Origin of the sequence: Erysipelatoclostridium sp. MSK.7.34, assembly GCF_019041935.1 — a bacterium.
Taxonomy (GTDB): Bacteria; Bacillota_I; Bacilli_A; order Erysipelotrichales; family Coprobacillaceae; genus Thomasclavelia; species Thomasclavelia ramosa.
In genome coordinates, this window is record NZ_JAHPYJ010000010.1 from 49,644 (window position 1) to 76,452 (window position 26,809).

26 protein-coding genes are annotated in these 26,809 nt (G+C 30.5%); 25 read left to right on the forward strand and 1 reads right to left on the reverse strand.

Annotation, left to right across the window (positions count from 1 at the left end):
- Nucleotides 1-65 precede the first annotated feature (65 nt).
- From KTF99_RS08595 to KTF99_RS08630, 8 genes are all read left to right on the forward strand, one after another.
- Entirely contained in the window at nucleotides 66-431 is a 366-nt protein-coding gene (locus KTF99_RS08595; protein ID WP_029480718.1) for a GntR family transcriptional regulator, read from the forward strand.
- A complete protein-coding gene (locus KTF99_RS08600; protein ID WP_217215522.1) occupies nucleotides 431-1,333 on the forward strand; it encodes an ABC transporter ATP-binding protein in 903 nt (300 codons plus the stop codon). Before KTF99_RS08595 ends, KTF99_RS08600 begins: the two co-directional genes overlap by 1 nt.
- Nucleotides 1,308-3,197 (forward strand): ABC transporter permease, encoded by a 1,890-nt coding sequence (locus KTF99_RS08605; RefSeq protein ID WP_254210117.1) that lies wholly within the window; start codon nucleotides 1,308-1,310, stop codon nucleotides 3,195-3,197. Before KTF99_RS08600 ends, KTF99_RS08605 begins: the two co-directional genes overlap by 26 nt.
- Nucleotides 3,198-3,202: 5 nt before the next feature.
- Nucleotides 3,203-4,756 (forward strand): hypothetical protein, encoded by a 1,554-nt coding sequence (locus KTF99_RS08610; RefSeq protein WP_254210118.1) that lies wholly within the window; start codon nucleotides 3,203-3,205, stop codon nucleotides 4,754-4,756.
- A 46-nt stretch (nucleotides 4,757-4,802) separates the two neighbouring features.
- The gene (gene trxA, locus KTF99_RS08615) at nucleotides 4,803-5,108 is read left to right on the forward strand and encodes a thioredoxin (RefSeq protein ID WP_029480710.1); all 306 of its coding nucleotides are present in this window, start codon (nucleotides 4,803-4,805) and stop codon (nucleotides 5,106-5,108) included.
- A gap of 119 nt (nucleotides 5,109-5,227) precedes the next feature.
- A complete protein-coding gene (locus tag KTF99_RS08620; RefSeq protein ID WP_008791295.1) occupies nucleotides 5,228-5,647 on the forward strand; it encodes an NUDIX hydrolase in 420 nt (139 codons plus the stop codon).
- On the forward strand, nucleotides 5,648-6,088 hold the full coding sequence (locus KTF99_RS08625) for a DUF1307 domain-containing protein (protein WP_029480703.1): 441 nt from the start codon (nucleotides 5,648-5,650) through the stop codon (nucleotides 6,086-6,088).
- 39 nt (nucleotides 6,089-6,127) lie between these two features.
- On the forward strand, nucleotides 6,128-6,739 hold the full coding sequence (locus KTF99_RS08630) for a hypothetical protein (protein WP_008791297.1): 612 nt from the start codon (nucleotides 6,128-6,130) through the stop codon (nucleotides 6,737-6,739).
- Nucleotides 6,740-6,780: 41 nt separating this feature from the next.
- Here the strand turns inward: KTF99_RS08630 and KTF99_RS08635 are convergent, their stop codons facing one another.
- Nucleotides 6,781-7,116: a hypothetical protein gene (locus tag KTF99_RS08635; RefSeq protein WP_003536104.1), complete on the reverse strand. Its 336-nt coding sequence runs from the start codon at nucleotides 7,114-7,116 to the stop codon at nucleotides 6,781-6,783.
- A 114-nt stretch (nucleotides 7,117-7,230) separates the two neighbouring features.
- On the opposite strand from KTF99_RS08635, the gene KTF99_RS08640 reads away from it, so the two are divergent.
- The 17 genes from KTF99_RS08640 (at nucleotide 7,231) to KTF99_RS08720 (ending at nucleotide 26,803) form a co-directional block, all read left to right on the forward strand.
- Nucleotides 7,231-8,412, forward strand: coding sequence for an aminotransferase-like domain-containing protein (locus KTF99_RS08640; RefSeq protein ID WP_003536105.1), 1,182 nt, complete (start codon nucleotides 7,231-7,233; stop codon nucleotides 8,410-8,412).
- Nucleotides 8,405-9,010, forward strand: a complete 606-nt coding sequence (locus tag KTF99_RS08645; protein ID WP_008791298.1) for an HAD family hydrolase — start codon at nucleotides 8,405-8,407, stop codon at nucleotides 9,008-9,010. Before KTF99_RS08640 ends, KTF99_RS08645 begins: the two co-directional genes overlap by 8 nt.
- Before the next feature lie 105 nt (nucleotides 9,011-9,115).
- A complete protein-coding gene (locus tag KTF99_RS08650; protein WP_029480701.1) occupies nucleotides 9,116-10,621 on the forward strand; it encodes a L,D-transpeptidase family protein in 1,506 nt (501 codons plus the stop codon).
- Nucleotides 10,622-10,787: 166 nt separating this feature from the next.
- On the forward strand, nucleotides 10,788-11,807 hold the full coding sequence (locus KTF99_RS08655; RefSeq protein WP_008791300.1) for a M42 family metallopeptidase: 1,020 nt from the start codon (nucleotides 10,788-10,790) through the stop codon (nucleotides 11,805-11,807).
- 85 nt (nucleotides 11,808-11,892) lie between these two features.
- Nucleotides 11,893-12,651 (forward strand): HAD-IIB family hydrolase, encoded by a 759-nt coding sequence (locus tag KTF99_RS08660; RefSeq protein WP_008791301.1) that lies wholly within the window; start codon nucleotides 11,893-11,895, stop codon nucleotides 12,649-12,651.
- Nucleotides 12,652-12,685: 34 nt separating this feature from the next.
- The gene (gene treR / locus KTF99_RS08665; RefSeq protein ID WP_003536110.1) at nucleotides 12,686-13,399 is read left to right on the forward strand and encodes a trehalose operon repressor; all 714 of its coding nucleotides are present in this window, start codon (nucleotides 12,686-12,688) and stop codon (nucleotides 13,397-13,399) included.
- 23 nt (nucleotides 13,400-13,422) lie between these two features.
- Nucleotides 13,423-15,207: a MutS-related protein gene (locus KTF99_RS08670; protein ID WP_229107940.1), complete on the forward strand. Its 1,785-nt coding sequence runs from the start codon at nucleotides 13,423-13,425 to the stop codon at nucleotides 15,205-15,207.
- Nucleotides 15,208-15,308: 101 nt separating this feature from the next.
- Nucleotides 15,309-17,201, forward strand: a complete 1,893-nt coding sequence (gene treP, locus KTF99_RS08675) for a PTS system trehalose-specific EIIBC component (RefSeq protein WP_029480686.1) — start codon at nucleotides 15,309-15,311, stop codon at nucleotides 17,199-17,201.
- A gap of 16 nt (nucleotides 17,202-17,217) precedes the next feature.
- On the forward strand, nucleotides 17,218-18,855 hold the full coding sequence (gene treC, locus KTF99_RS08680) for an alpha,alpha-phosphotrehalase (protein ID WP_029480684.1): 1,638 nt from the start codon (nucleotides 17,218-17,220) through the stop codon (nucleotides 18,853-18,855).
- A gap of 182 nt (nucleotides 18,856-19,037) precedes the next feature.
- Nucleotides 19,038-20,498: a DUF1846 domain-containing protein gene (locus tag KTF99_RS08685; RefSeq protein ID WP_029480682.1), complete on the forward strand. Its 1,461-nt coding sequence runs from the start codon at nucleotides 19,038-19,040 to the stop codon at nucleotides 20,496-20,498.
- Between the two features lie 419 nt (nucleotides 20,499-20,917).
- Entirely contained in the window at nucleotides 20,918-21,745 is an 828-nt protein-coding gene (locus KTF99_RS08690; RefSeq protein WP_008791306.1) for a helix-turn-helix transcriptional regulator, read from the forward strand.
- A 240-nt stretch (nucleotides 21,746-21,985) separates the two neighbouring features.
- Complete coding sequence (locus KTF99_RS17485) at nucleotides 21,986-22,408, forward strand: prepilin-type N-terminal cleavage/methylation domain-containing protein (protein WP_009299989.1); 423 nt, start codon at nucleotides 21,986-21,988, stop codon at nucleotides 22,406-22,408.
- A gap of 239 nt (nucleotides 22,409-22,647) precedes the next feature.
- The gene (locus KTF99_RS08700; protein WP_009299990.1) at nucleotides 22,648-23,412 is read left to right on the forward strand and encodes a prepilin peptidase; all 765 of its coding nucleotides are present in this window, start codon (nucleotides 22,648-22,650) and stop codon (nucleotides 23,410-23,412) included.
- A 13-nt stretch (nucleotides 23,413-23,425) separates the two neighbouring features.
- Nucleotides 23,426-24,619, forward strand: coding sequence for a type II secretion system F family protein (locus KTF99_RS08705; protein ID WP_003536118.1), 1,194 nt, complete (start codon nucleotides 23,426-23,428; stop codon nucleotides 24,617-24,619).
- Nucleotides 24,620-24,628: 9 nt separating this feature from the next.
- Nucleotides 24,629-25,525: a type IV pilus biogenesis protein PilM gene (pilM, locus tag KTF99_RS08710; RefSeq protein ID WP_008791309.1), complete on the forward strand. Its 897-nt coding sequence runs from the start codon at nucleotides 24,629-24,631 to the stop codon at nucleotides 25,523-25,525.
- 8 nt (nucleotides 25,526-25,533) lie between these two features.
- On the forward strand, nucleotides 25,534-26,178 hold the full coding sequence (locus KTF99_RS08715; protein ID WP_008791310.1) for a hypothetical protein: 645 nt from the start codon (nucleotides 25,534-25,536) through the stop codon (nucleotides 26,176-26,178).
- The gene (locus KTF99_RS08720) at nucleotides 26,171-26,803 is read left to right on the forward strand and encodes a type II secretion system protein M (RefSeq protein WP_009009141.1); all 633 of its coding nucleotides are present in this window, start codon (nucleotides 26,171-26,173) and stop codon (nucleotides 26,801-26,803) included. The genes KTF99_RS08715 and KTF99_RS08720 overlap by 8 nt, the downstream gene beginning before the upstream one ends.
- Nucleotides 26,804-26,809: the final 6 nt, after the last annotated feature.

Below are 26,809 nucleotides of genomic sequence, written 5' to 3' on the forward strand. Positions count from 1 at the left end.
TATTGTAATACAGTTATATATTTGGTATACTACATTTGTAAGAATGTAGTAGGAAAGGAGTTATTATGCAAATAGATAATAATAGCAGTGTTCCAATTTATGAACAAATCTATAAACAGCTGCTCGAATATATAACGACAGGGTTAATGCATGCGGACGATAAACTACCCTCTGTCCGTGAATTATCTTCATCAATTCATATTAATCCTAATACCGTTGTTAAAGCCTATCGTCTTTTAGAAGAGCAAGGTTTTATTTATTCCTTGCCGGGGAAGGGAAGTTTTGTTAGCTCAAAACAAAATAATCAAACGAAGTTGTTTGAACAACAAATTAAAGTTCTCACAAAAGAGATTGTTACTAAAAGTAAATATATTGGTTTGACCTTTGAACAATTATGCCAATTTATGGAACAGACTTGGGAGGGAAAATAATGTTATTAGTCAAAGAATTATCAAAGAAAATTGATCACAAACAAATTTTGGACAATATTACTTTAAATATACCTAAAGGTTCAATTTATGGAATTATTGGTGAAAATGGTGCAGGTAAAACAACTTTGATTCGTCATTTAGTAGGTGCTTATCAAGGTGATACAGAATTTGTTGAATTAGAAGGAATGCGTATTTATGAAAATCCTGAAGCAAAAGCAAAATTAGTATATATCCCCGATGAATTTTTTGATACCTTCGGACATAATATTCGGGATATTAAAGAATTATATCAAGGGATTTATCCAAGTTTTAACGAGGCACGGTATTTAAGATTGATGAAAATGTTTAAGCACGATAGTTTAGAAAATTTTAGTAAATTTTCTAAAGGAATGAAAAAGCAAGTTATGTTTATTTTGGCTTTAGCGATCATGCCTGAATATTTGATCATGGATGAGCCGTTTGATGGACTTGATCCACATATTCGGAAAGTTATTTGGGATATTTTGATTCAAGATGTAAGTGAGCGAAATATGACAATTTTTATTTCTAGTCATCATTTAAATGAATTGGATAGTATGTGTGATCATATCGCTTTGATCAACAATGGGAAAATTGTTTTTGAAGAAGCACTAGATCATCTTAAAGAAGGCTATCATAAATTACAAATCGTCTTAGAGTGTGGTGATGATATGTATGCTTTAGAGAAAGAATTAAAAGTTTTATCTCATCAAATGATGGGACGTGTTCATACTTTGATCGTTGCTGGTGAAATTGAAGTAATCAATCGTACTGTGGAAAAGTATTGTCCTTTAATTAATGAAACTTTATCATTATCATTAGAAGAGATTTTCTTATTTACTTTAGGAGGAGAATATGATGAACTCAAGGAAGTCATGGGTTAATATTCCCTTACTAAAAAATATCATTAAAAATAATCTCTTTCCTGCTAAAGTATCATTAATTATTTTTGTGGGAGTCTTTATTTTATCGCTTATTTCTGGTTCTAATAGTGGTTTTAGTCAAATTTGTATAGTTGTATATGGAATAAGTGCAGTTGTTCTAACAACGATATACCCTTGTTTTATTCAGAGTTATCAAGTTAATAAAACGAAATCATCAATGATGTGTTCATTACCGTTGACGACAAGATGCGTTTGGTTTACAAATTATTTAGCTGGATATTTAATTGCGCTAGTTACATTATTGATTGAGGGATTAGGTTTGATGATGTTTTTAGGATTAAATAATGCGGGGACTGAAGGAAATATATTTATAAGATTTATAATGGCGATATTTCTTTTGTTATTTATTTATTATACCCTTACTTATTTAGTTTGTTCACTGTCTGGTAATCGTTTGGGACAAGTTGTGTTTAGTTTAGCAGCATATGCATTACCAGTAATTTTATTATTGGGGCTTATTTATATTAGTCCTAAATTAGTTCCAAGTAATCTTGATCTTGGAATTAATGACACATATCTTTATCTTACTTTTCCGTTAGCTGCTGGAATGCAGTTTATTTATAGTGCGTATCCACATATATTTTTCCATTTATTTTTAGGAATTGTTACCTTAATCTGCAGCTATTATGTTTATAAAAATCGTGAAAATGAATATATTGGAGAACCTTTAGTATTTCGCCGAATTATTATTGTTTTAAAAGCTATTTTGATTATTGCTGTAACGATATGTGGTTTTGAAGTCATTTTATTAGTATCAAAAATTAATATCACATATGGATTCAAAGGTCAGTCACTTTTATTTTTAATCTATATTTTGATTGGGATGATTGTAGCGATAATCGTTGAAATTATTTTTAAAGGAAGACATGTTTATCGTAATTTATTAATCTATGTACCTGTTTTAGCAATTGTTTTTGGTGCTAATTTTATGATTGTCAATAAGCAATATCTTTCAGGAATTAATAATTCGAGATATGAAGTTACTGCTGATTTAGTAGCTGAATTAGCTGGTAATCAGGAGTATCTTAGCTTAAGCTTAAATAATGAGGTTACAAAGGAATTCTTGAATTATTTGAGTAAACATCGTGATGATCTTCATTTTGAAAAATATGATGATGAACAACAAGATTTAGCAATGATGTATACTTATCAATATGAACATGGATTAGATGATGATTATTATAGCTATAGTATCTATTATATTAATAAAAAAGCAGTAATTGATTTCTTTAATGGACCAGGAAATAAGTATTTTGATAAGCTGCTTAATTATACTGAGGGTTTAAAAAAGGAAAAAAGTTTAATTTGTTATGTTAATGATTATGCAGTCTATTTAAATAAAGAGGAAATTCAAGAATTGATTAAATTGTTGCCAAATCAAGAAATCAAACCTAAAAATATATTTAGTATTAAAACATATAATTTATTAAATCCTGATAGTGTCAATTATTTAATAAGCAGTAATGAAGCAATAACGAATTTTATTACTAGCGATGAGTTGATCGAACGAGCTGTTTTTATTGAAAATTGTCGAGATGTTATTGATGATATTAATAGTGATTCAACAAAGTTTGAAGAACAAATCAAAGCCGTAGTGAGTACACAATTTAGTCACGAAACAATTGATATGGTCTATCCAAACGGTGATAGCACAGTTATAGCCTTTAGTAATGATGAAGTTATTTATCAAGGTACCTATGAAGTTGTTACAAAAGAAGGAAATAACTATACTTATCCATTAGAATTTACCTTAAAGAAAGGTGATGATGGCGTGATCGTTAATGATATAAAGGTAGGTGGTTAAAGATGATGATCAGTTTATTAAAAAATGATTTAAAACAGCTAAAAAATACAGTTGTTATTTTTAGTGGTTTTCTAGCTTTAAGTTTGGTAATCAGTCTGATTTCTTTTCACTCTGATGTTCCTGTAGGAATGTTTTATCTAATTATCTTACTCTATTCATTAGTTGTTCCGATGGTTAATTTAAGTTACTTATTTGATCAAACCCAACAGACTCATTTTTCATCTTTGCCATATACAAAAATACAAAGTTTTATGATCAGATATTTAAGCGGATTATTGTGCATAATTATACCTGTCATAATCTATTGTATTGTTGATGTTATTTTAGGACAAGGATTAGTACTTAAAAATTGTTCTTCAGCAATTTTAATGATTTGGATTTATTATAGTTTAGGTAATCTAGCTGCCTATTTAACGACATCAGTAATTATGGATATTATTCTACAAATTGTTATTAATATATCGCCATTCATTATTTATATGAGTTTATTTTCTGTTTATCAGACTTTTGTTAGAGGAATCATTAGTGCTGATTTTTCAATGGAGGTCGTAAGTATTATTTTGCCCGCTTTTCGATTATTTATTGGTGGACTTAGTGGTTTAAGTTCTTATTATCTTTTGCTGTATGCTGGTTATGGTCTAGTTATATTTATAATGGCTTTTTTAGCAAGCAGTAATCGGGAGTGTGTTAACAATTATCATGGTTTCACTTATAAAATCATTGGTGAAGTAATTAAACTAATTTGTATTATTTCAGTTTCTTGGCTGATTACTTCTATTTTGGATATTCCTGTTCAATCTTTGAAGAGTTTTATTATTATCAATATTATTGCAACCTTTGTTGCGACTTTTATTATTCAATTTATTCAGTCAAAACGTATTAGGTATGTATTGTGCATAGTGCAGGGAACATTAATTGTTTTAGTTACAATTGTAATTTTTATTGGTTCAAAAGGATATTTAGAAAATTATATTCCTCATGATATTAAAGCAGTAGAAATTAATTCAAATTTTGGGTACAACAAGATTAATAGTAAATTAACTGATCAAAAATCAATTGATACAGTAGTGGCAATTCATCAGGAAATTTTAAAACAAAAAAGTGATTATGGCAGTCATAACTTAAAAATTACTTATTATAAGGATAATGGTGATAAGGTAACAAGAGGTTATCAAATTTCGGATCAAGAATATTTAATGGTAATCAAAAAGTTAGATGCGGCACTTTTAAAAAGTTGGTTTGATAATTATTATTATATTATTAATAAGCTTGACACATATCAATATCTTACTTATGCATTGCCGGGTGAAAGTGAGAATGAAATTAGAACAGAAAATGATATTCTATTATTTAAAAATATTCTTCAAAGAAAGCTGTCGGAGTTTGAAAATAACCCTAATTTATTAGTAAAAGTTGACTATGATAATCCGGGTCAAATTACTAGATTTAAGCGTTCTAATGATGGTAGTGAAAGTTATCAAGGTGATTCGATTTCTTTTGACGATAATGACCCAATGTCGCTTGCTTTACAAGAATATGATAAAATTAAAGCAAATTAGTTGTAATTATTTATAGATTAGGCATAATGTTAATGAGGTGATAAAAATGAAAATTTTAAATAGTAATGAATTTGATAACGCAATTGCTAGCGGTATCGTTTTAGTAGATTTTTATGCTGACTGGTGTGGACCATGTAAAATGTTATCTCCAGTTATTGAAGGGTTAGCAGAAAAGATGGAGCATGTTAATTTTTATAAATTAAATGTTGATGCTTCTAGTGATATTGCCGGGCGTTATGGGGTTCAGGCAATTCCAAATTTAATTATTTTTAAAGATGGTAAAGCAGTTGACCAGATTACTGGTTTTGTTCCTGAAAATGAAATTGTAAAACATTTACAGAATTTATTATAATGTATTTAAGCCATGGTAGTGTTACCATGGTTTTTATATTTTGAAAGTTTTTGAAAAATTCAGCTAAATAAGTCTAAATATGATAAAATCTATACATATAGAAATGTAGGTGAATTTAGATGAAAGTATCTTTTTATGAATCTGTAGCGGAGCATGATTTAAAATTTGCGGTAATTATTAGCCGTTATTTAAAACAGTGGGTATTTTGTAAACATAAACAGCGAAAGACATTTGAAATACCTGGAGGACATCGTGAAAATGGGGAAAGCATTGAAGCATGTGCAAGACGTGAATTGTATGAAGAAACGGGAGCTGTTACTTATACGCTTGAACGTTTTTGCGACTACGGAGTTGTTGAGAAAACTGGATCAAAAGAGTCTTTTGGAACAATATTTTATGCCGAAATTGAAAAAATGGCGGATTTACCTGATTCTGAGATAGAAAAAATATTTTTATCGAAGGAACTGCCCGAATGCTGGACATATCCGGAAATTCAGCCTTACATGATCGATGAATATAAAAGACGGAGAGGATCATAAATGAAAAAAATATTTATAGTAATGATGATAGCAGGAATTTTAACTGGATGTAGTGATTCATCTACTAAGAGTATAACAGTTTGTAAAGGAAGTTTTGATTATGGCGATATTGAAAATACTTATGAAGCTAAAGGCGATAAGGTTATCAGGATCGTGAATGTGACGATTAATGATTATAGAGATACGGATTATGATGATGAGACCTTAGTTAGTACACTTGAATCACAATTAAATGTATATAAAGAAATAGATGGGTTGGAAATAAAGCTTACTGATAAAGATCAAATTGTTCGTCAGGAATTTATAATTGATATAGAAAATGGTGATTTAAAAAAACTTAATGAGGTTGGATTAATAGATTTAAATGGTGATGGAACGGTTTCTTTTGAAAAATTAACAAAAAATGCTAAAGAGAATAAATTAACTTGTAAAGAAAAATAAGCAGGAGATATGATATAATAAGTAAAAGGAGGTGTGATTATGGCACGAAAACCTCTGAAATTAACGAAAAATGCGTTAATGTTATTGGGGATAATAGCGTTACTATTGATAACTTTTTTAGTTTTAAAGTTTGGTGGGACAAAAAGTGAACAACCAGAAAAAAAAGTAACTGAAACATTAAGTGGATTAGTTGTTGAAAATCAGGTCTTAAAAGTTCAGTTATTAGATTTTGTAAGTAATAAGGATTTTGATGATAAGTATCAAGAAGTTTCAATGGATATTAAAGCAGATGAAGAAGTATTAAACTATAAAATATCAAATCGTCAAGTTTTTAATAAAGTGATGCAGTTATTACCGCCAGGTGAGGGCTCTCCTTTATTGAATAACAGCAGTGAGGTACCTACTCATGAAGCGTATATTCTTGTTTTAACTGGTGATATTGTTGAGTATAAAGATAGTGAAGGAAAGAGTTCTTATCAAATTGCTAATGCACGTCTTGATTACTATAAACAATCATTGTTGTTAGAGAATGATTATGATAGTGTGTATATCGCTTCAATTGATGGAAAAAAAGAAAAAATGGTCAAGATTACTGCATATAAGGAAGCACTATCCAGTCCAAGTGAGTATATGACAATGTTACAATGGTAAATAAAAACCTTAGCAAAATAAAATGCTAAGGTTTTTTAGTATTATTCAATGTTTAGTCCAGCAACAAAGGTTAGATCAATACCAAACATAATGCCGGTATTGGGTTTATCGATGCCGCCTAAAGTTTTATCAATAACGGTCCTTGCTTTTTCAACATCTTCATTTTTTAAAATAAAGAAAAGTGTTTTGCTTGTTTCACGGGGATCTTCAAGAAAAATTCGTAATGATTCGATAATAAAATTATCATTACTTTTTAATGTATTAAGCATCCCTTTGCTTTCAATGATCGTCCCTCCGTTAATACCACTTTTTTGTAATGCGGCTAAGAGATCATCTAATTTTTCCACTTTGTGTAAAACTAAGAAAAGTGCTTGCATGGAATTCCTCCTTTATGTACATCCTATTATATATTATAAACCATATTATTGCTCTTTGCATTAGTAAATGTTTGGTTTATAATAAATAGTATACAAATAAGGGGGTATATTTAAATGAATTTTGAATTTTCAAATCGGATCAGTGGTGTTAAGGCATCAGCAATTAGGGAAATTTTAAAAATGATGAATGATCCAGAGATTATTAGTTTTGGTGGTGGAAATCCGGCTAGTGAGACTTTTCCTGTTGAACAATTAAAAAGAATTAGTGATGATATTTTTAATACTTGTCCTAATTCTATTTTAGAGTATGGAATTACTGAAGGTGACGGAAGCTTTAAAAAAGCAGCAATAGAATTTTTATCACGGCATGAAACAGTAGTGAAAGACTATGATGGTGTTATGGTTACTTCTGGTTCACAACAAATCATGGATTTTTTATCTAAATGTTTATGTAATGAAGGGGATCTAGTTGTTTGTGAAAATCCAAGCTTTTTAGGGGCTTTAAATGCATTTAAAAGTAATGGTGCCAAATTAGTTGGAATTGATATGGAAGATGATGGAATCAATCTTGAACAGTTAGAAGCAGTTTTAAGTGGGGTGCAAAAACCAAAATTTATTTATTTGATTCCTAATTTCCAAAATCCTACTGGAATAACAACTTCTTTAGAAAAACGTCAAGCTATTTATACATTAGCAAAAAAATATCAAGTGCTGATTCTTGAAGATAATCCATATGGTGATTTAAGATTTAGAAATGATGCAATTCCTTCAATTAAGTCATTAGATGATGAAGGATTAGTAGTTTATGCAGCTAGTTTTTCAAAAATTATTGCACCGGGAATGCGTGTAGCTGTTATGATTGGTCATCAAGATCTATTAGCTAAATGCACAGTTGCTAAACAGACAAATGATGTTCATACAAATGCTTGGGCGCAAAGTGTAATGGCTCGTTTCTTAAATGAAACGGATATGGAGGTACACTTAAAAAAATTACAGGCAGTATATGAGCAAAAATGTAATTTGATGTTGGAAGAAATGAAAAAACAATTCAGTCCAGATTGTAAATGGACAATTCCTGATGGGGGAATGTTTATTTGGGTGACTCTACCAGAACGAATTGATATGCCGGAGTTTGTTAAAAGAGCTGTTGAACATAAAGTAGCAGTAGTTCCAGGAAATGCTTTCTATGATGATGATAATAAACCATGTCAATCGTTTCGGATGAATTTTTCAACTCCAACTAATGAACAGATTATTAAAGGGGTCGCTATTTTAGGAGCGTTAATGCATGATTAAAAATATTGTTTTTGATATGGGAAATGTTATTTTGCGTTGGGATCCGCACTATATTGCTAGTAAATTATCAAATGATAGTTTAGAACAAGATGTGATTGAAAGAGAGTTATTTGCTTCAAAACAGTGGCAAAAGCTAGATCAAGGATTACTCACCGTGGAAGAAGCTCTTAAGGAATTAAAAACCGACAATCCGCAGTTGATTAGACATGCATTATTGCATTGGTATGATTATTTTGAGCCTTTTGCTGAAATGGTAGCATTAGTTAAAGAACTAAAAGAGCAAGGTTATCATATTTATCTATTATCTAATTGCAGTCTCCAATTTGATGATTATTACCAAAATATCGAAGCTTTTAAATATTTTGATGATTTTTATATTTCTGCACGCTACCAATTATTAAAACCTGATCTTGAAATCTTCAAACATTTTCTTTCAAAATTTAATTTAAAGGCTGAGGAATGTATTTTTATTGACGATATAAAAGCTAATGTTGAAGGTGCAAAGATTGCTAAAATGCATGGTTATCAGCATAATGGAGATATCAAAAAGTTACGATTATATCTAAAAAAACAACATGATTTACCAATAAATTATTAATAATTCTTAAAAATACCATACTTTTCAACTGTTTTGGTTGACAATTAAGGGGAAAATGCTAGAATGCTAATAGACAAAATAATCGCTTATATTGGGAGAATTTAGATGGATAAACAAGAGGAAAATATGAGTAACACAAACGATACGATTGAATCAAAGCAAAAGTCAGAAATGACTAAAAAAGTAAGATCAGGGAAAAAAACAGGGGTACAAAAAAAGATTATTATTATTGGAATCTTAGTATCATTATTAGTCATTATTTATTTAATTGGAAGTTTTTATTTCAATAAGAAGTTTTTAAGTGGTACATACATTAATGATATCAATGTCAGTGGTTTAACATTAACTGAAGCGAATGAAAAGTTAGCGGAACAAATAGATGCTCGTTCTTTAAAATTGATTTTTAATGATGAAGCAACTGAAACAGTTTCAGGAAGCGAATGTGGAGTTCGCTATAATAGTAATAATAATGTTAAGAATATTTTGAAAAAGCAAAATTCTTTTGGGTGGATTGGAGCTTATTTTAATAAATCGAAAAATGTAGTTAATGATCTAGCTGAAGTTGATGAAACAGTTTTAAGAGCTAAGGTGGCTTCTTTGGGACATCTTCAAGAAGAGGTGCAAGTGGCACCGGTCGATGCTAAAGTGGAATATCTAAATAATGAGTTTACCATCACCAACGAGGTCAATGGTTCAACGATTGATCAAGAAAAACTAATTAGTGAAATAAAGTTAGCCTTTAGTGAAGGTAAAGAAAGTTTAAATTTAACGGAGAAAAAATGTTATGTAGAACCCGCTGTAAAAGCTAATGATGCGAAATTACAAAATTTATTAGATGCAGCTAGAAAGTATGCATCTGCGGCGATAACCTATAAAACACGTTCTGGAGATGTAGTGTTAGATGGTAGTACTTTGGTTACTTGGTTATCAATAGATGAAAGTGGTAATTATTATCGTGATGATGCTGTATTTAAAGAAAAAGTAACTGACTTTGTTGGAAGTTTAGCGAAGAAAATTAACAGTGTTGGTGGAAGCCGAACTTTTGTTGGGGCTAATAATCGGACGATTACAGTTAGCGGTGGTAATTATGGTTTAAGACTCCAAAATAGTAAGGAAATAAGCGGTTTATTAGAAGATATTTATGCCAATAAAGTGGGTGTCAGAACACCTGTTACAACTGGTCGTGAAGCTTCTTTGGATAATGGTGGATTAGGTGATACTTTTGTTGAAATTGATTTATCAGGGCAACATATGTGGTATCATAAAAATGGTCAGATCGTATTAGAGTCAGATATTGTTTCTGGTACATACAATATTGCTGATCGCCGTACACCAGCGGGTGCCTATTATTTATATAATAAGGAAAGAAATCGTGTTCTTCGGGGAACAAAATTACCTGATGGAACATGGCCATATGAAACTCCAGTTTCTTATTGGATGCCTTTTAATAAAGGAATCGGGTTACATGATTCTTCAAGCTGGCGTTCTAAGTGGGGTGGAACTATTTATATGAACAATGGTTCTCATGGTTGTATTAATTTACCTACGGGAATTGCTTCACAATTATATAATAGTATTGAAGTTAATTGTCCTGTAGTTTGTTATTATTAATAATGTAAAACAGTCTTAAAATTGCTGCGATCTCAAAGAAAGTTTAAAAGAGTAGCCCTAATCCTTTTAAATTATTCAAAACGTATCAGTAAATAAGGCTGTTTTTATTGTTTAAATTATTAGTAATTAGTTATATACTTGAAGAAGAGAATAAAGGAGTTAAATGATGGAAAATTATGTAATAGATTTTGCAACTAAAATATTAAATATTGATAGTCCTACAGGTTATTGCAAAGAAGTTATTGAATTTGTTAAAAATGAAGTTGAACAATTAGGTTATCGTACAGGAATGAATAATAAAGGAAATCTTTATATTTATGTTGATGGCAAGAATGATAAAACAATTGGTTTATGTGCTCATGTGGATACTCTAGGCTTAATGGTTAGAAGTATTAGAGATAATGGAGAATTAGCTTTCACTAATGTTGGGGGTCCAATCGTCCCGACTCTAGATGGTGAATACTGTCGAGTAATTACACGTGAAAACAAAATTTATACAGGAACTATTTTAAGCAATTATCCTGCCGCTCATGTATATGAGGAATCAAAAACAGCTATTCGTAAATGTGAAAATATGCATATTCGATTAGACGAAGTTGTAAAAAATAAAGAAGATGTTACAGCTTTAGGGATTGATAATGGTGATTATATTGCTATTGATCCTAAAACAACATACACTAATAGTGGTTTTCTTAAATCAAGATTTCTTGATGATAAATTAAGCGTAGCTTGCCTAGTTACTGTTTTAAAAGAATTGAAAGAAAAGAATATTGTTCCTGCCAACAATGTTATTATGATCATTTCAACTTACGAAGAAGTAGGGCATGGCAGTGCTAGTATTCCCGAAAATATTAGTGAATTGATTGCAGTGGATATGGGATGTATTGGCGATGATTTAGCATGTAGTGAATATGATGTGAGTATATGTGCAAAGGACTCTAGTGGACCATATGATTATGGGATTACTTCAAAGTTTATTGAACTTGCTAAAGCTAAAGGACTTAACTATGCAGTAGATATTTATCCATTCTATGGTAGTGATGTTAGTGCGGCCTTACGAGGTGGTAATGATATTAAGGGTGGTTTGATTGGACCGGGAGTACATGCTTCTCATGGGATGGAACGCTCTCATCAACAGGCTATCAACAATACGATTGAATTGATTTTGGCTTATCTACAGGCGTAGTAATACGCCTTTTCTTGTGTCAATATTTGAAAATCAAGCAATCGAGATAGAAAAAAGTTGTACTAAAAATAATGGAGGGATGAAAATGAAAGCATTAGCAAGTGATTTTGATAGAACACTATTTTTTTACGATGAGAGTGGTTCATATTATCGGTTAGAGGATGTTCAAGCCATCAAACATTTTCAAAGTCTAGGTAATTTATTTGGAGTTTGTACTGGTCGTTCATATAAAGGAATTGAGGATTTTAATCCTCATCAGATAGATTACGATTTTTATATTCTATGTTCAGGAGCAAAAATATTAGATAAGGAAGGAAATTTAATTTATCAAAAATTTATAGATAAAAAAATTGCTCAAAGTATTTATGAACAATACGAGGCTGTCGATACTAGTATTGTTTACCAAGGAGATATGTATGTACTTAATCGTACTTTTGATTTATCTCCACGGGTTAAACTAATTACATCATTTAATCAAGTTGGGGAGCAGTTTGAAGCTTTTTCTTTACATTTTAAAAATAATGACGAAGCTGGTAAAGAATACACTAAAATGATTGATATGTTTGGTGATGTTATTGATGTTTATCAAAATGAGCGGCACCTTGATTTTGCTGCGAAAGGATGCTCTAAAGGGAAGGGGATTAAACGAATAATTGAGTTCTATGGCTTAGCTTATGAAGATATGGCAGCTATTGGAGATTCATGGAACGATATCCCGATGTTAAAGAGTGTTGAAAATTCTTTTACATTTAATCGTTCTCATCAAACAGTCAAGAATGTTGCCAAATATTTAGTTGACGGGATAGATGGATGTATTGAAGAATTAATTAAGTGTCACAAATAAATTTATTTGATATAATGTATCAGAGGTGGTTAAGGTGTTAAGTAAGTATCAAAGAATATCTCAGGATTTAATCGATAAAATAGATAAACAAGAAATCAAAGTACATTCATATTTGCCTAGTGAAAATGAGTTAATGAAGCTATATAATGCATCTCGTGATACTATCCGTAAGGCTTTGGATATTTTATTAAAAAATGGTTATATTCAAAAAAATAAAGGAAAAGGATCACTAGTTTTAGATGTTGATAAAGTCGCATTTCCAGTTTCTGGCGTAATGAGTTTTAAAGAACTAGCCAAGACTATTAATAGCGAGGTTGTTACTAAAGTTATTGAATTATCTTTAAACCCAGTTGATGTTCAAATGAAAAAAGAACTATATATGGATAGTGGTAATTATTATAAAATAAGACGAATTCGTTCATTTGATGGTGAGCGGGTAATATTGGATACCGATTATTTAAATGCTAATATTGTTCCTAATATAACAGAAACAATTGCTGCTGATTCACTATATAATTATATTGAAAATGAATTGGGTTTAAAAATCAGTTTTGCAAGAAAAGAGTTTACAGTTGTTAAGGCGACAGAAGAGGAAAAGAATTTATTAGATATGCATGAATATGATCTATTAGTATGTGTGAAATCTTATACATATTTAGAAGATGCTTCATTGTTTCAATATACGATTTCGAAACATCGTCCTGATAAGTTTAGATTTGTTGATTTTGCAAGAAGGACTCAACTTTAATGAGTTCTTTTTTAGGAGGGGCTATGACACAAAAAGATTATTTATTATTCCAAGACAATATTAGAAAAGAAAAAGCGAATTTAGATAGTAGATCATTAAAAATTTCAATTGCTCGTTTAATTATTGGATTATTGATTGTTGGATTTTTATTAGGAGGCAATTTTACTAATAATCAGTTATTAGTATATTCATCATTAATTTGGATTGCTATTTTTATTATTTTAATAGTTATTCATAGTAAAATAACGGAACGATTGAGTTATTTAAATGCTCAAGCAATTGTAATTCAACGTTATTTAGATCGCTATAATAATGATTGGAAAGCTTTTGATGAAACGGGACTAGACTATGTTGATAATGTTACTGGGGTGATGAAGGATTTAGATTTAGTGGGAAAGAATTCATTGTTCCAATATTTTAATGTTGCAAGTACGATTCGTGGTAAGAAATGTTTGCTTGATAAATTAACGCGTACAAGTTTTAATGAAAAAGGTATTATTGAAGAGCAAAAAGCTGTTTTAGAATTATCGAATAATAATAATTTTGTTTTATCATTGGAAACCTATGGCAGAATGCTTGAAAAACCTAAAGTTAATGAACGAATTATTGAGGATTTTGTTAATAATTTAGGAAAAAATAAAGTTAAACGGAGCTGGGGGTTTGCTAAATATTTAATTCCGATACTTACGATTATTACCATTGTCATGTTTCTTTTCGAATTTTATTTCAAGTTATCAGTAATTTTAGTGCCAGTGCTAATTTTTGGACAACTGATTATTGCAATTATAAATCTAAACAGTCATGGAATAATTTTTGAGCAAGTTTCTAAATTATCACATTGCTTGAATAATTATCAAAATATTAGTCATCTGATTAAACAATCCACTTTTACATCACCTTTTTTGGTAGAGTTACAAGCAAGATTAGAGGCTTCAAGTATAGCTTTTGATGAACTAAAAAGTCTTAGTAGTGCTGTTAAGCAACGGAATAATCTTTTGGCATTCATTTTATTAAATGGACTTTTGTTATGGGATATCAATTGTAAAGAACGATATGATCGTTGGGTTAAGCAATATGCTAGTTCAATTGAGCGGTGGTTAGATGCAATTGGCGAATTTGAAGCTTTAACGAGTTTACAAGTATTACTCCATACTAAAGATGTTACTTGTTTTGCGAATTTTCATGGTGATCAAACTACATATTTAGAATTTGGTGAAGCTTATCATCCATTGATGCCAAATGAACAAGCTGTTGCTAATAGTTTTATGATGAATCACCAAGTATGTGTAATTACAGGCTCAAATATGTCTGGAAAAACGACTTTTTTAAGGACGATTGGGATTAACCTTGTACTAGCGTATGCAGGCGGACCAGTTATGGCAAAATCATTTGATTGCTCATTGATGCAAATTTTTACTTCGATGAGAATAGAAGATGATCTTAATGGGATTTCATCATTTTATGCTGAATTATTAAGAATAAAACAAATCGTTGAAGCTAATCGTCAAGGTAATTTGATGATTGCGTTAATTGATGAAATTTTTAAAGGTACTAATTCAAAAGATCGAATCATTGGAGCACAAGAAACGGTCAAGCAATTGTCAACAAATAATATTTTCACATTTATTACAACTCATGATTTTGAATTATGTGAATTAGAAAATGAGATTTCATGCAGTAATTATCATTTTAATGAATATTATCAAGGAGATAAGATTAAATTCGATTATTTAATTAAATATGGTCGAAGTCAAACAACAAATGCACAATATTTATTGAAGATGGTTGGAATTACAAAGGAAGTTTAGCTTCCTTTTTTATTTTATTAAAAATGTATTGACTTACATGTACGTACAAGTTATTATATAATTACAAAAGATGTACGTACATGTAAAAAAGGAGAAAAAAGATGGGAAAATTCAGTAGTGATGCAAGTAAACTTTTAGAATTTGTTGGCGGTAGAGAAAATATTAGAGCAGTTAGTCATTGTGTTACTAGAATGCGTTTTGTTTTAGGGGATGAGAGTAAAGCTGATGTAGACAAGATTGAAACCTTGGGGAGTGCTAAAGGTACATTTACACAAGGCGGTCAATTTCAAGTGATTATTGGTAATGATGTTCAAGAATTTTATAATGAGTTTATTAAGATTGCTGGAATTGAAGGGGTTAGTAAAGAGCAAGTAAAAAGTGATGCTAAATCAAATCAAACCTGGCTTCAAAGATTAATGGGAAATTTAGGGGAAATCTTTGCTCCATTAATTCCTGCATTGATCTGTGGAGGGTTGATTCTAGGATTTAGAAATGTGATTGATTCAATTGCAATGTTTGAAAATGGAACAAAAACATTAGTTCAAATTTCACAATTTTGGAGTGGTGTAGACTCATTTTTATGGTTAATTGGTGAAGCAGTATTCCATTTTTTACCTGTTGGTATTTGCTGGTCAATAACTAAAAAGATGGGAACTAGTCAAATTCTAGGTATTATTTTAGGAATTACATTAGTTTCTCCACAATTATTAAATGCTTATTCAGTAGCTTCAACAGCAGCTAAGGATATACCAGTCTGGGATTTTGGATTCGCCCAAGTACAGATGATTGGGTATCAAGCACAAGTTATTCCTGCAATGATGGCGGGATTTACTCTAGTTTATTTGGAGAAGTTCTTTAGAAAAGTTTCGCCTGAAGCAATTAGTATGATTATTGTACCATTCTTTTCGTTAGTGCCTGCGGTAATAGTTGCGCATACTGTAGTGGGACCAATTGGATGGGTAATCGGTAACTTTATTTCTGATGTGGTTTATGGTGGTCTTACATCTAACTTTGGCTGGTTATTTGCAACATTATTTGGTTTTGTATATGCACCATTGGTAATTACTGGATTGCATCATATGACTAATGCAATTGATATGCAACTAGTAAGTATGTTTAAAGGAACGATCTTATGGCCAATGATTGCATTATCTAATATTGCTCAAGGATCAGCTGTTTTAGCGATGATAGTTTTGCAAAAGAAAAATGAAAAAGCTCAACAAGTTAGTATCCCGGCATGTATTTCTTGTTATTTAGGGGTTACTGAGCCTGCCTTGTTTGGAGTCAATTTAAAATATATGTTTCCTTTTGTGTGTGGGATGATTGGTTCTGCAATTGCCGCAACGTTTTCGGTAGCAACAGGGACAATGGCAACTTCAGTTGGAGTTGGTGGAATTCCTGGAATCTTATCAATTATTCCAAAATATATGGGAAACTTTGCTATTGCGATGGTTATTGCAATTGTGATTCCATTTGTTTTAACATATATTGTTGGTAAAAAGAAATTAACAGATAAAGACTTAGGAATTGAAACAGATATAATTGATAATGAGAAATTTGTATCACCAATGACTGGAAAACTAATTAAGATTGAGGATGTAGAAGATCAAGTTTTTGCAACCAAAGCAATGGGTGATGGATTTGCAATTGAATTAACAGATAGTGATGTTCTAGCTCCAGTTAGCGGAGAAATCGTAATGACATTTCCTACTAAACATGCTTATGGCCTAAGAGGTAATAATGGTGTAGAAATCTTGATTCATCTTGGAATGGATACAGTACAGTTAGAAGGTAAAGGATTTGAATCATTTGTTAAAGTTGGTGAATATATAAAACAAGGAGATAAATTAGCTAAAGTCGATATTGCTTATATTAAAGAACATGGGAAGTCAATAGTCTCACCGGTTATTTTTACAAGTGGAGAAAAGATTAGTATATTAAAAGAAAATTGTAACATCAAAAAATTAGAAACAGAAATTATTAAAATTGATTAAAGGAACGAGGAAAAATATGTATTACGAAGATAAAGTCATCTATCAAATTTATCCAAAATCATTTAAAGATACTAATGGTGATGGAATCGGAGATATTAAGGGAATTACTGAAAAATTAGATTACCTGCAAAAACTTGGAATTGATATGATTTGGATGTGTCCGATTTTTGCTTCACCACAACGGGATAGTGGTTATGACATCAAAGATTATTATAGTATTGATCCAATTTTTGGAACCATGGAAGATCTTGAATTATTAATTGCAGAAGCTAAAAAAAGAAATATTTATTTAATGTTTGATATGGTATTTAACCACACTTCAACAGAACATATTTGGTTTCAAGAAGCTTTAAAAGGAAACTCGAAATATAAAAACTATTATTTTTTTAAAAAAGGTAAAAATGGGAATTTGCCTACTAACTGGGATTCTAAATTTGGTGGAAAAGCCTGGAAATATGTTCCTGAATTTGATGAATATTATTTACATCTTTATGATGAAAAACAAGCTGATTTAAATTGGGAGAATGAAGAAGTTAGAAATGAATTGATTAAAATTGTGAACTTTTGGTTAAAAAAGGGAATTCGGGGATTCCGTTTCGATGTCATAAATAATATTGATAAACGAGTTTTTGCAGATAGTCCTGATGGATTGGGAAAACAATTTTATTGCGATCAGCCTAAAGTTCATAAATATCTTCATGAAGTCAACACCCGTTCATTTGGTCGAGTAGCTGGTTGTATTACGGTTGGAGAAATGTCAGCCACTAGTGTTGAAAATTGTATTGGTTATACTAATCCCCAAAATAAAGAATTAGATATGGTTTTTAGTTTTCACCATTTAAAAGTTGATTATGTTAATAAAGAAAAATGGACATCAATGCCATTTGATTTTCAAGAATTGAAAGAACTTTTGAATACGTGGCAAGTAAGAATGCAAGAAGGACAAGGCTGGAATGCCTTATTTTGGAATTGTCACGATCAGCCACGAAGTGTTTCTAGATTTGGAGATGATAAAAAATTTCGAGTTCATTCTGCAAAGATGTTGGCAACGGCAATTCATTTAATGCGTGGTACACCGTATATTTATCAAGGCGAAGAAATTGGAATGACTAATCATTACTTTACAAATATTAATCAATATCGGGATGTTGAAAGCATTAATGCTTACCACATTTTAAAAAATCAAGGTCTTGAAGAAAAAGAGATTCATCAAATTTTACAAGATAAATCACGGGATAATGCACGTACTCCAATGCAATGGGATGAAAATGTAAATGGTGGTTTTTCTGATGGAACACCATGGCTTCAAGTCAATACTAATTATCAAACAATAAATGTGAATGCGGCACTTAAAGATACTGATTCGATTTTTTATCACTACCAAAAGCTAATTAAATTGAGAAAGGAATATAAAATAATCAGTACTGGTGAATATATTCCTATTCTTGAAAATCATCCACAAGTATTTGGTTATAAACGTAGTTTAAATAATCAAGAATTAATTGTTTTAAATAATTTTTATGGTCAAGATGTTCTCCTAAATCTTGATGTAATCAATTATCAAGTTTTAATTAATAATTATAATGAAATTGATTTAACAAACCTTTGTTTAAAACCTTATCAAAGTGTTGCTTTGTATAAAAAAGAAGTTTAGTTTCTTAGTGAAATTAAACTTCTTTTTGTAACTGCTGAAATTGATATTGGTAATGTTTGTCTTAGGGTAAATCTTTTTATGCGTGATAATTTTTTATCTTTAAGAAGGATTTAATGCAAAGTCGTGCAATCATTTGTTAAATAAAGTAGAATATTTTAGATAAAATATATTTGGAGGATAGTATGAAGATAGGATTTGATAATAATAAATATTTAACGATGCAATCATCGCATATTAAAGAAAGAATTAATCAATTTGGTGATAAATTGTATCTTGAATTTGGTGGTAAATTGTTTGACGACTATCATGCTTCAAGAGTTTTACCAGGGTTTGCCCCAGATAGTAAGTTGCAGATGCTATTACAATTAAAAGATCAAGCAGAAGTAGTTATTGCAATTTCTGCCAGTGATATTGAACGTAATAAGGTTCGGGGCGATTTAGGTATTACTTATGATAATGATGTTTTACGTCTAATTGAAATATATCGAGCAAAGGGACTATATGTGGGAAGTGTAGTAATCACTCAGTATGATGGTCAAAAAGCAGCGGATATTTTTAAAAGCCGATTGGAAAAAAGAAATATTGCCGTGTACTTACATTATTTGATTGATGGTTATCCAACTAATACTAAAAGAATCATTAGCGAGGAAGGGTTTGGAAAAAATGATTATATTGAAACTACTAAGCCGCTGGTAGTTGTAACAGCTCCGGGCCCAGGAAGTGGTAAAATGGCAACATGTTTATCACAACTATACCATGAACATATTCGCGGTATTAAAGCTGGGTATGCAAAATTTGAAACATTCCCAATTTGGAATTTAGCATTAAATCATCCAGTTAACTTAGCCTATGAAGCTGCTACTGCTGATTTAAATGATGTAAATATGATCGATCCTTTTCATCTTGAAGCATACAATAAAGTAACTGTTAATTATAATCGTGATATTGAAATCTTCCCAGTATTAAAGAATATGTTTGAAGAAATATATGGAACTAGTCCATATAACTCACCAACTGACATGGGTGTTAATATGGTAGGTTTTTGTATGAGTGATGACGAAGCTTGTAAGGAAGCTAGTCGCCAAGAAATAATTCGTCGTTACTATAATACAATGAATCGCTATGTTCGTGAAGAGTGTTCATTAGACGAAGTTAATAAGCAAGAACTTGTTATGAATCAGGCAAAGGTTGTAGTTGAAGATCGTAAGTGTGTTGCGGCTGCAAACCAAAAGTCGAAAGAAGCTAATTGTTATGCAGGAGCAATCGAATTAGATGATGGAACAATCATTACAGGTCGTACATCTGATTTCATGGGATCATGTTCTGCAATTTTAATCAATGCTATTAAATATTTAGCTAATATCAGTGATGATGAACATTTAATTTCACCAACAGCCTTTGGTCCAATTCAAAATTTAAAGACTGAATATTTAGGAAGTGTTAATCCACGTTTACACAGTGATGAAATATTGATTGCATTATCATTAAGTGCTGTTAATAATGACAATGCTAAGTTAGCGCTACAACAATTACCTAAACTACAGGGGACCCAAGCGCACATTACTTCTTCTATCGGACCAATGGATGCTAAAGTTTTTAGTAACCTTGGAATTCAAGTAACGTATGATGCTAAAAAATTGTAATGTAAAAATATCAAAAATGATATGATGACCTCCTAACAGACAGTGTAAATAATTAAACACTGACTAGGAGGTTTTTATATTTTGATAAGACAAAAGGATTTTTAGAAATCATACTATTAATAATACTTGTATAGTTTAAAAAATGGTTTTTTTAGTAAAAGAAAATGGACTGCGCAAGCACGGAACAGTCCATTAACCAGAAAGGAGGTGTTTTACACCATACAAATGTATCACCTAACTTTATGATAATCATTATTTGAAAATATTTCAACAAATATTATAATTTATGTGTATTCATCGAACAAATTATAATATAATGGTCATATTGCAACCACTGGTTGCGAAATTGAAAACTAGAATATCTAGAGCAACCAAGCATTATTTTGCATAATGTAGGTGATTTAGGGAGGAATAAATTTATGAATATAGAAATTGCAAATCGATTAGTAAGATTGCGAAAGGAAAAAAATCTTTCACAAGAGGCTTTAGCAAATGAATTAGGAATCAGTCGCCAAGCAGTTAGTAAGTGGGAAAGAGCAGAAGCATCTCCAGATACAGATAATTTAATCTTACTTGCCAAGTTATATGGAATGTCATTGGATGATTTACTAAAAACAGATCAAAAAGAATTTGAAAGTGGTAATAATCAACAAGCATCAAAAGAAAAAACAGAAGAAGATAAGAAACAAAAGAAAAAAGAAAGTGTTCATATTAGTTTAAAACATGGGATTCATGTGACTGGTGAAGATGGTGAAGAGGTTCATGTTGGCTGGAATGGAATTCATGTTGAGGATCCAAAAGAAGATTCAAGAATTCATATCGATGGTTCTGGTGTGTTTGTGGATGATAAAAAATATGATCAAGAAGAATGGCGTAAAATTCGTAAAGAAAAAGGCTGGGATTACTACTATGAAGATTATACAAAGTTTCCTTTTGCATTACTTGCAATTATTGCTTATATCGGGATAGCCTTATACACGGAGTTATGGCATCCATTATGGATATTTTTATTAATTGTTCCAATTATTGAAGGGGCAATTTCTGCAGTTAAACACCGCAACCTTAACAGATTCCCGTATCCTGTATTAGTAATTTTATATTTTTTGTATGAGGGATTCTATGAAAATATTTGGTCACCAACCTGGTTAATTTTTTTAACGATACCTGTTTATTATTCACTTGTTAATTATTTTAGACAACGAAAACAACATAAAAATAATAATTGTACAGACAATCAAGAAGATTAATAATGATATTTATCACGGGTTCATCACAAATTATCGAAAAACATTAAAATAGTTGAATTATGTGTGATTAGTCTAAGATATTAATTGTTATTTTTTACCTTCGGGTATATAATGAAACTGTAGTAAAAAGTTATGTTAAGAAAGAAAAGAATCGGTATTGCATGGGACCAGGAGGTAATACCGGTTTTACTTTGTTAAGAACTTTTTAGACATTCATTGATGATAAACGGAGGAGAAAAAATGAAAGAATTATTATTAAAAAGATTGAAAAAATCTAAAAATAAGAAAGGTTTTACGCTTATTGAAATTATCGTAGTATTAGTAATTTTGGGGATTTTAGCTGCTATTGCTGTTCCAGCGGTAATGGGATATATTGATGAAGCAAAGGATTCTAAATATATTGCAGAAGCTAGATCTATATATGTAGTAGTCCAAACAGAAGAAGCTAAAGCTGAAACACTAGGTAATGCAGCTGATTACACTGCGATTGCTACTGAAGCTGCTAAGAAAACTGGAATTAACAATGATACAGCAGACAAAAAGATATCAATTGAGCTCAAAGAAGAAGGGAAATATACGATAAAATGGTTAAGTGACGATGATAAGTATGTTACGGCAACTGTAACAAAGAATAAAGATATCACAATTGATGGAAAAGAATAGAGATGTTACAATTGATGAAAAATTAATATCATTGTAAAATAAACTGGTTATCATGTGATAGCCAGTTTTTGCTTCTTTAGCTTATTTAGAGAAAAATTTATTATAAATTTAAGAAAGTATTATAGATGTATCAGAAAAAAGTTAAATTACTGGTATAGAAGTGTGTTCAAGATGATGTTATGTTAGGTTGGAAGATTAATTTATGATATAATTTTAGTAGTTTGATAAGGGGTGAAAATGTGGATTTTTTGATAATAGCTTATATCTATATGTTTATTTTGGGAAGCTGTATTGCCAGTTTTATCAATGTATTAATTTATCGAATTCCTCGAGATTTGGATTTTGTTAATGGACGAAGTTTTTGCCCTAGTTGTCACAATACATTAAAACCATATGATATGATACCTGTTTTTAGTTGGCTGTTTCTAAAAGGTAAATGTCGCTTTTGCAAAGAGCCAATTAGCCCACGGTATCCATTAATTGAATTATGTGGTGGTTTGTTAGCAATGTTATGCTTTTATCGTTATGGTTTTACTTGGATGACATTAGTTAGTTTTGTTTTAGCAATGATTTTATTGACGATTACAATGATTGATTTTGATACTATGACTATCCCTAATGGATTAGTTATTGCTTTGGTTGCTCCAGTTATTGTCTGTGCAGTTTTAGAGCCTCAAATTAGTATTAGTAGTCGTGTTATTGGAATGGCATCAGTTAGTGGGTTTATGTTATTAATGACATTAGCCATACCAGACTGTTTTGGCGGTGGTGATATGAAACTGATGTTTGTTTGTGGATTTATGCTTGGCTGGATAAATACTTTATTAGCTGGTTTTATTGGACTATTAGCTGGGGGGATTTATGCTAGTTATTTGATGGTAACAAAAAAGTCAAAAGAGCAGTCACACATGGCTTTTGGACCATATTTGTGTTTAGGGATATTTATAGCACTATTATATGGAAATGAAATAATTAGGGTGTATCTATCATTTTTTAATTTATAAGTGAGGAAGAGAAATGGCAATTTATAAATATGTAGCACGTGATATAAACGCAAAGAAAATAACAGGAAAAACGGAGGCTAGGGATGAGCATGAACTTAGTCAGCTTTTACGTGTTAAAGATATGTATTTGATTTCTCATAAAGATATAACTAAAGAAGAAACTAAAAATTATAAGATGAAATTGAAGGAATTAGCTAATTTTTGTCGTGAGATTGGAACAATGATGAATTCTGGATTACCGCTGATTCGAACGGTTTCAATTTTAGCAAGCCGTGAAGATAATAAGAAACTAAAAGCGATTTATAATGATATATATGTAAAATTGCAGCAGGGACAAACATTATCAGATGCATTAAAAGAACAGGGGAAAGCCTTTCCTGATATATTAATTCAAATGGTAAGATCTGGTGAAGCGAGCGGGAACATGCAAGATACAATGATGGTCTTAAATAATCAATTTACAAATGATAATAAGATTAAAAATAAAGTTAAATCAGCAATGACTTATCCAGTCATATTAGGAATAGTTACAATTGTTGTTTTATTGATTGTTTATACAGCTGTGTTACCATCGTTCTTTAGTATGTTTGAGGGAATGGAATTACCATTAATAACAGAAATCAATATTATAATTAGTAAATTTATTATGAGTTACTGGTACGCACTGTTGATTGGCATCCTAGTATTAATATTAATAATTGTGTCATTGTTGCAATTACCAAAAGTTAAATATCAGTTTGATCGCTTTAAATTAAAAATGCCGATAATTGGGAAACTAATGAAAATAATTTATACCTCAAGATTTGCAAGAACTTTATGCTCTTTATATTCTAGTGGGATTTCAATTGTTAATGCAATGGTGATCGTAAAATCTACGATTGGTAATAAATATATTGAAACGCAGTTTGATAACTCTATTAAAGCGGTTAGAAATGGTGAGGCATTGTCAGTTGCAATTGGAATGATTGATGGATTTGATATTAAATTAACTTCAAGTGTATATATTGGTGAAGAAAGTGGAAACCTTGAAGACTTACTGAGTTCACTAGCTGATGATTTTGATTATGAAGCTATGTTAGCGTCAGAAAAAATGGTTGCTATTTTGGAACCAGCTATGATTATTGTTTTAGCAGTAGTAATTTGTGTAATTATTATTTCTGTGTTAGTACCAATTTATTCAATGTATCAAAATGTTGGAAGTATGTAGGGGGACTTTATGAAAAATATAATATATTTATCGAATACGAGTGCACAATTGGTCAGTGGTGTATGTAATGGCAGTAATCAAATTGATATTAGTGATTTTCAAGATTATCAATTACCTGAGGGGACTATGCTTGATGGTGCAATCATGGATGAAGATGCTTTAAAAGATGTATTGCGCATAATTAATAAAAAAGGAATTGGTGATTGTAAGCTGGTTATTGATAGTGGACAAATCGTGCATAAGAATTTAATTGTTCCTAAGATCAAGGATAAAGAAATACATGCAATCGTTAAAGAAGAAATTGATAGCTTAGAAAATGGTGAACATGATTTGATCTATGATTATACAATTTTAAAAGATAAATTAGTAGATAAACCAGGGATTGAGATTCTTTGTTGTGCAATGAAAAAGCAGATGATAGAAGATTATTTAAATATTTTTGATGATGTGGGGATTGAAATAACTGCAATTGATATTTCTCTTAATGCAATCGATAAGTTAATAGAAGATATTATCAGACTTTCTCAAAGAAACTTTGTTATTGCGGTGATTAATGGTAATGATATAGCTTTATATTTATTTGAGGAAGGTAAGTATGTTTTCTCGAACCGTTCAAGATTGTTTTCTGAGCGAGGAAGCAGTTCCTTTACTATGGAAGTAAGCAATATTTTAATTAAGTTTAAGCAGTTTATTAAAACGGCTGATTATAATCAAAATATTGAAAGAGTATATTTTTGTGGATTGGATGATTATGAAGAAAAAATGCTATTTGAAGTAGTAAGTGATAGTGTCGATATAAGGGCAATGCGCTTAGCTAATAGTAATACGATTTATTACAGTGGTAACTCTAAGGAATTCTTACTCCATAAGTATGTTTATGCTATTGGAAGTTTATGTGAAAGGTAGGGATAATAATGTTCAAGCGAAATAAAAGCAAAGATATTGATCTACTGGAACAATATTATCTAGCTACCAAGAAAAAAAATATTTTCCAAGAATACCTTAAATATCTTATCTTGCCTTTGGTTTTAGTATTCATTATAGGTGGTGCTTTTGGCTATTTAAAAGTTAAACAAGGTAATTATAAAAATGATATTGCTGAAATTAAACAGAAAATAAGTGATTTAGAAAAAAGTTATAAAGATAGTGATTATGAAGAAAAATATGCTTCATTGCAAGAAATTCAAAAAATAATTGATAATCTAAAAAAAGTTAATGCTAATATTGCTTCTTATCCTAACTTAAGTGAAGATATTTATAATGCTTGTTATAAAGCGGCTTTACAAGGCAAAATTACTTCAAGTAATTATGAACAAACAACCGGGGAACTAACCTTGGTTATTGAAACAAGTCAAGTTCCATACACAAAACAAATTGTTAAAAACCTGATGGATCTAAATATTTTTACAAAAGTAAGATATAGTGGTTATAAAGAAGTGGAAAAAGAAGATGAATCTAGTAATTCTGGTTCTATCTATATGCCTAGTACAACCCCAGAAAAGGTAGTTGTTTATCAAATGACAGTTATCTGTAGTTTAGGAGGAGGGATCAATGAATAAATTAAGTAGACGTGAACAAATCTTGATTTATATCTTAGTATTACTAATGGTAGTTGTTGTGGGCTGGTATTTTATGATTTCTCCTGCTATGGCAAAAAATACAACATTAAAACAACAGCGGGATAATCTTGAATTTGAGTTGGAAAGTAAAAAGGCGGTATATGAAACTAATATAGATGTTAATGCTGCAATTAAAAAAGCGAAAGATGAGTTAGTCGATTATCATAATAAATTTATGTCGATTATGAATGATTATGAAATAGATGTTTATTTTTCAGAATTGGCAGCTGAGTATAACCTAACACCAGTTGATTTAACAATCAATGAGGCTAGTGAAACAGAAATTAAATCTTTTAGCGTGGCCTTACAAGAAGCAAAAGCTGAAAGTAACAGTAAAAGCGAAACAACTTCAAATAAGAGCGAAGAAAAAGAAGAAAACCCTAAAACGTTAGTTGCAAATGTGCAGCAAAAGGTTACAGGAAGCCCTACAAACATTGCTCGTTATATAGGTAAGATATCTGAAAATACAGGAGTTGCATTAACTCAATTACAGTACACTTATAATAGGGATAGTACTAAAGAATATACAATTTTAACATATAATTTATATATGATTGAAAAATGATATGAA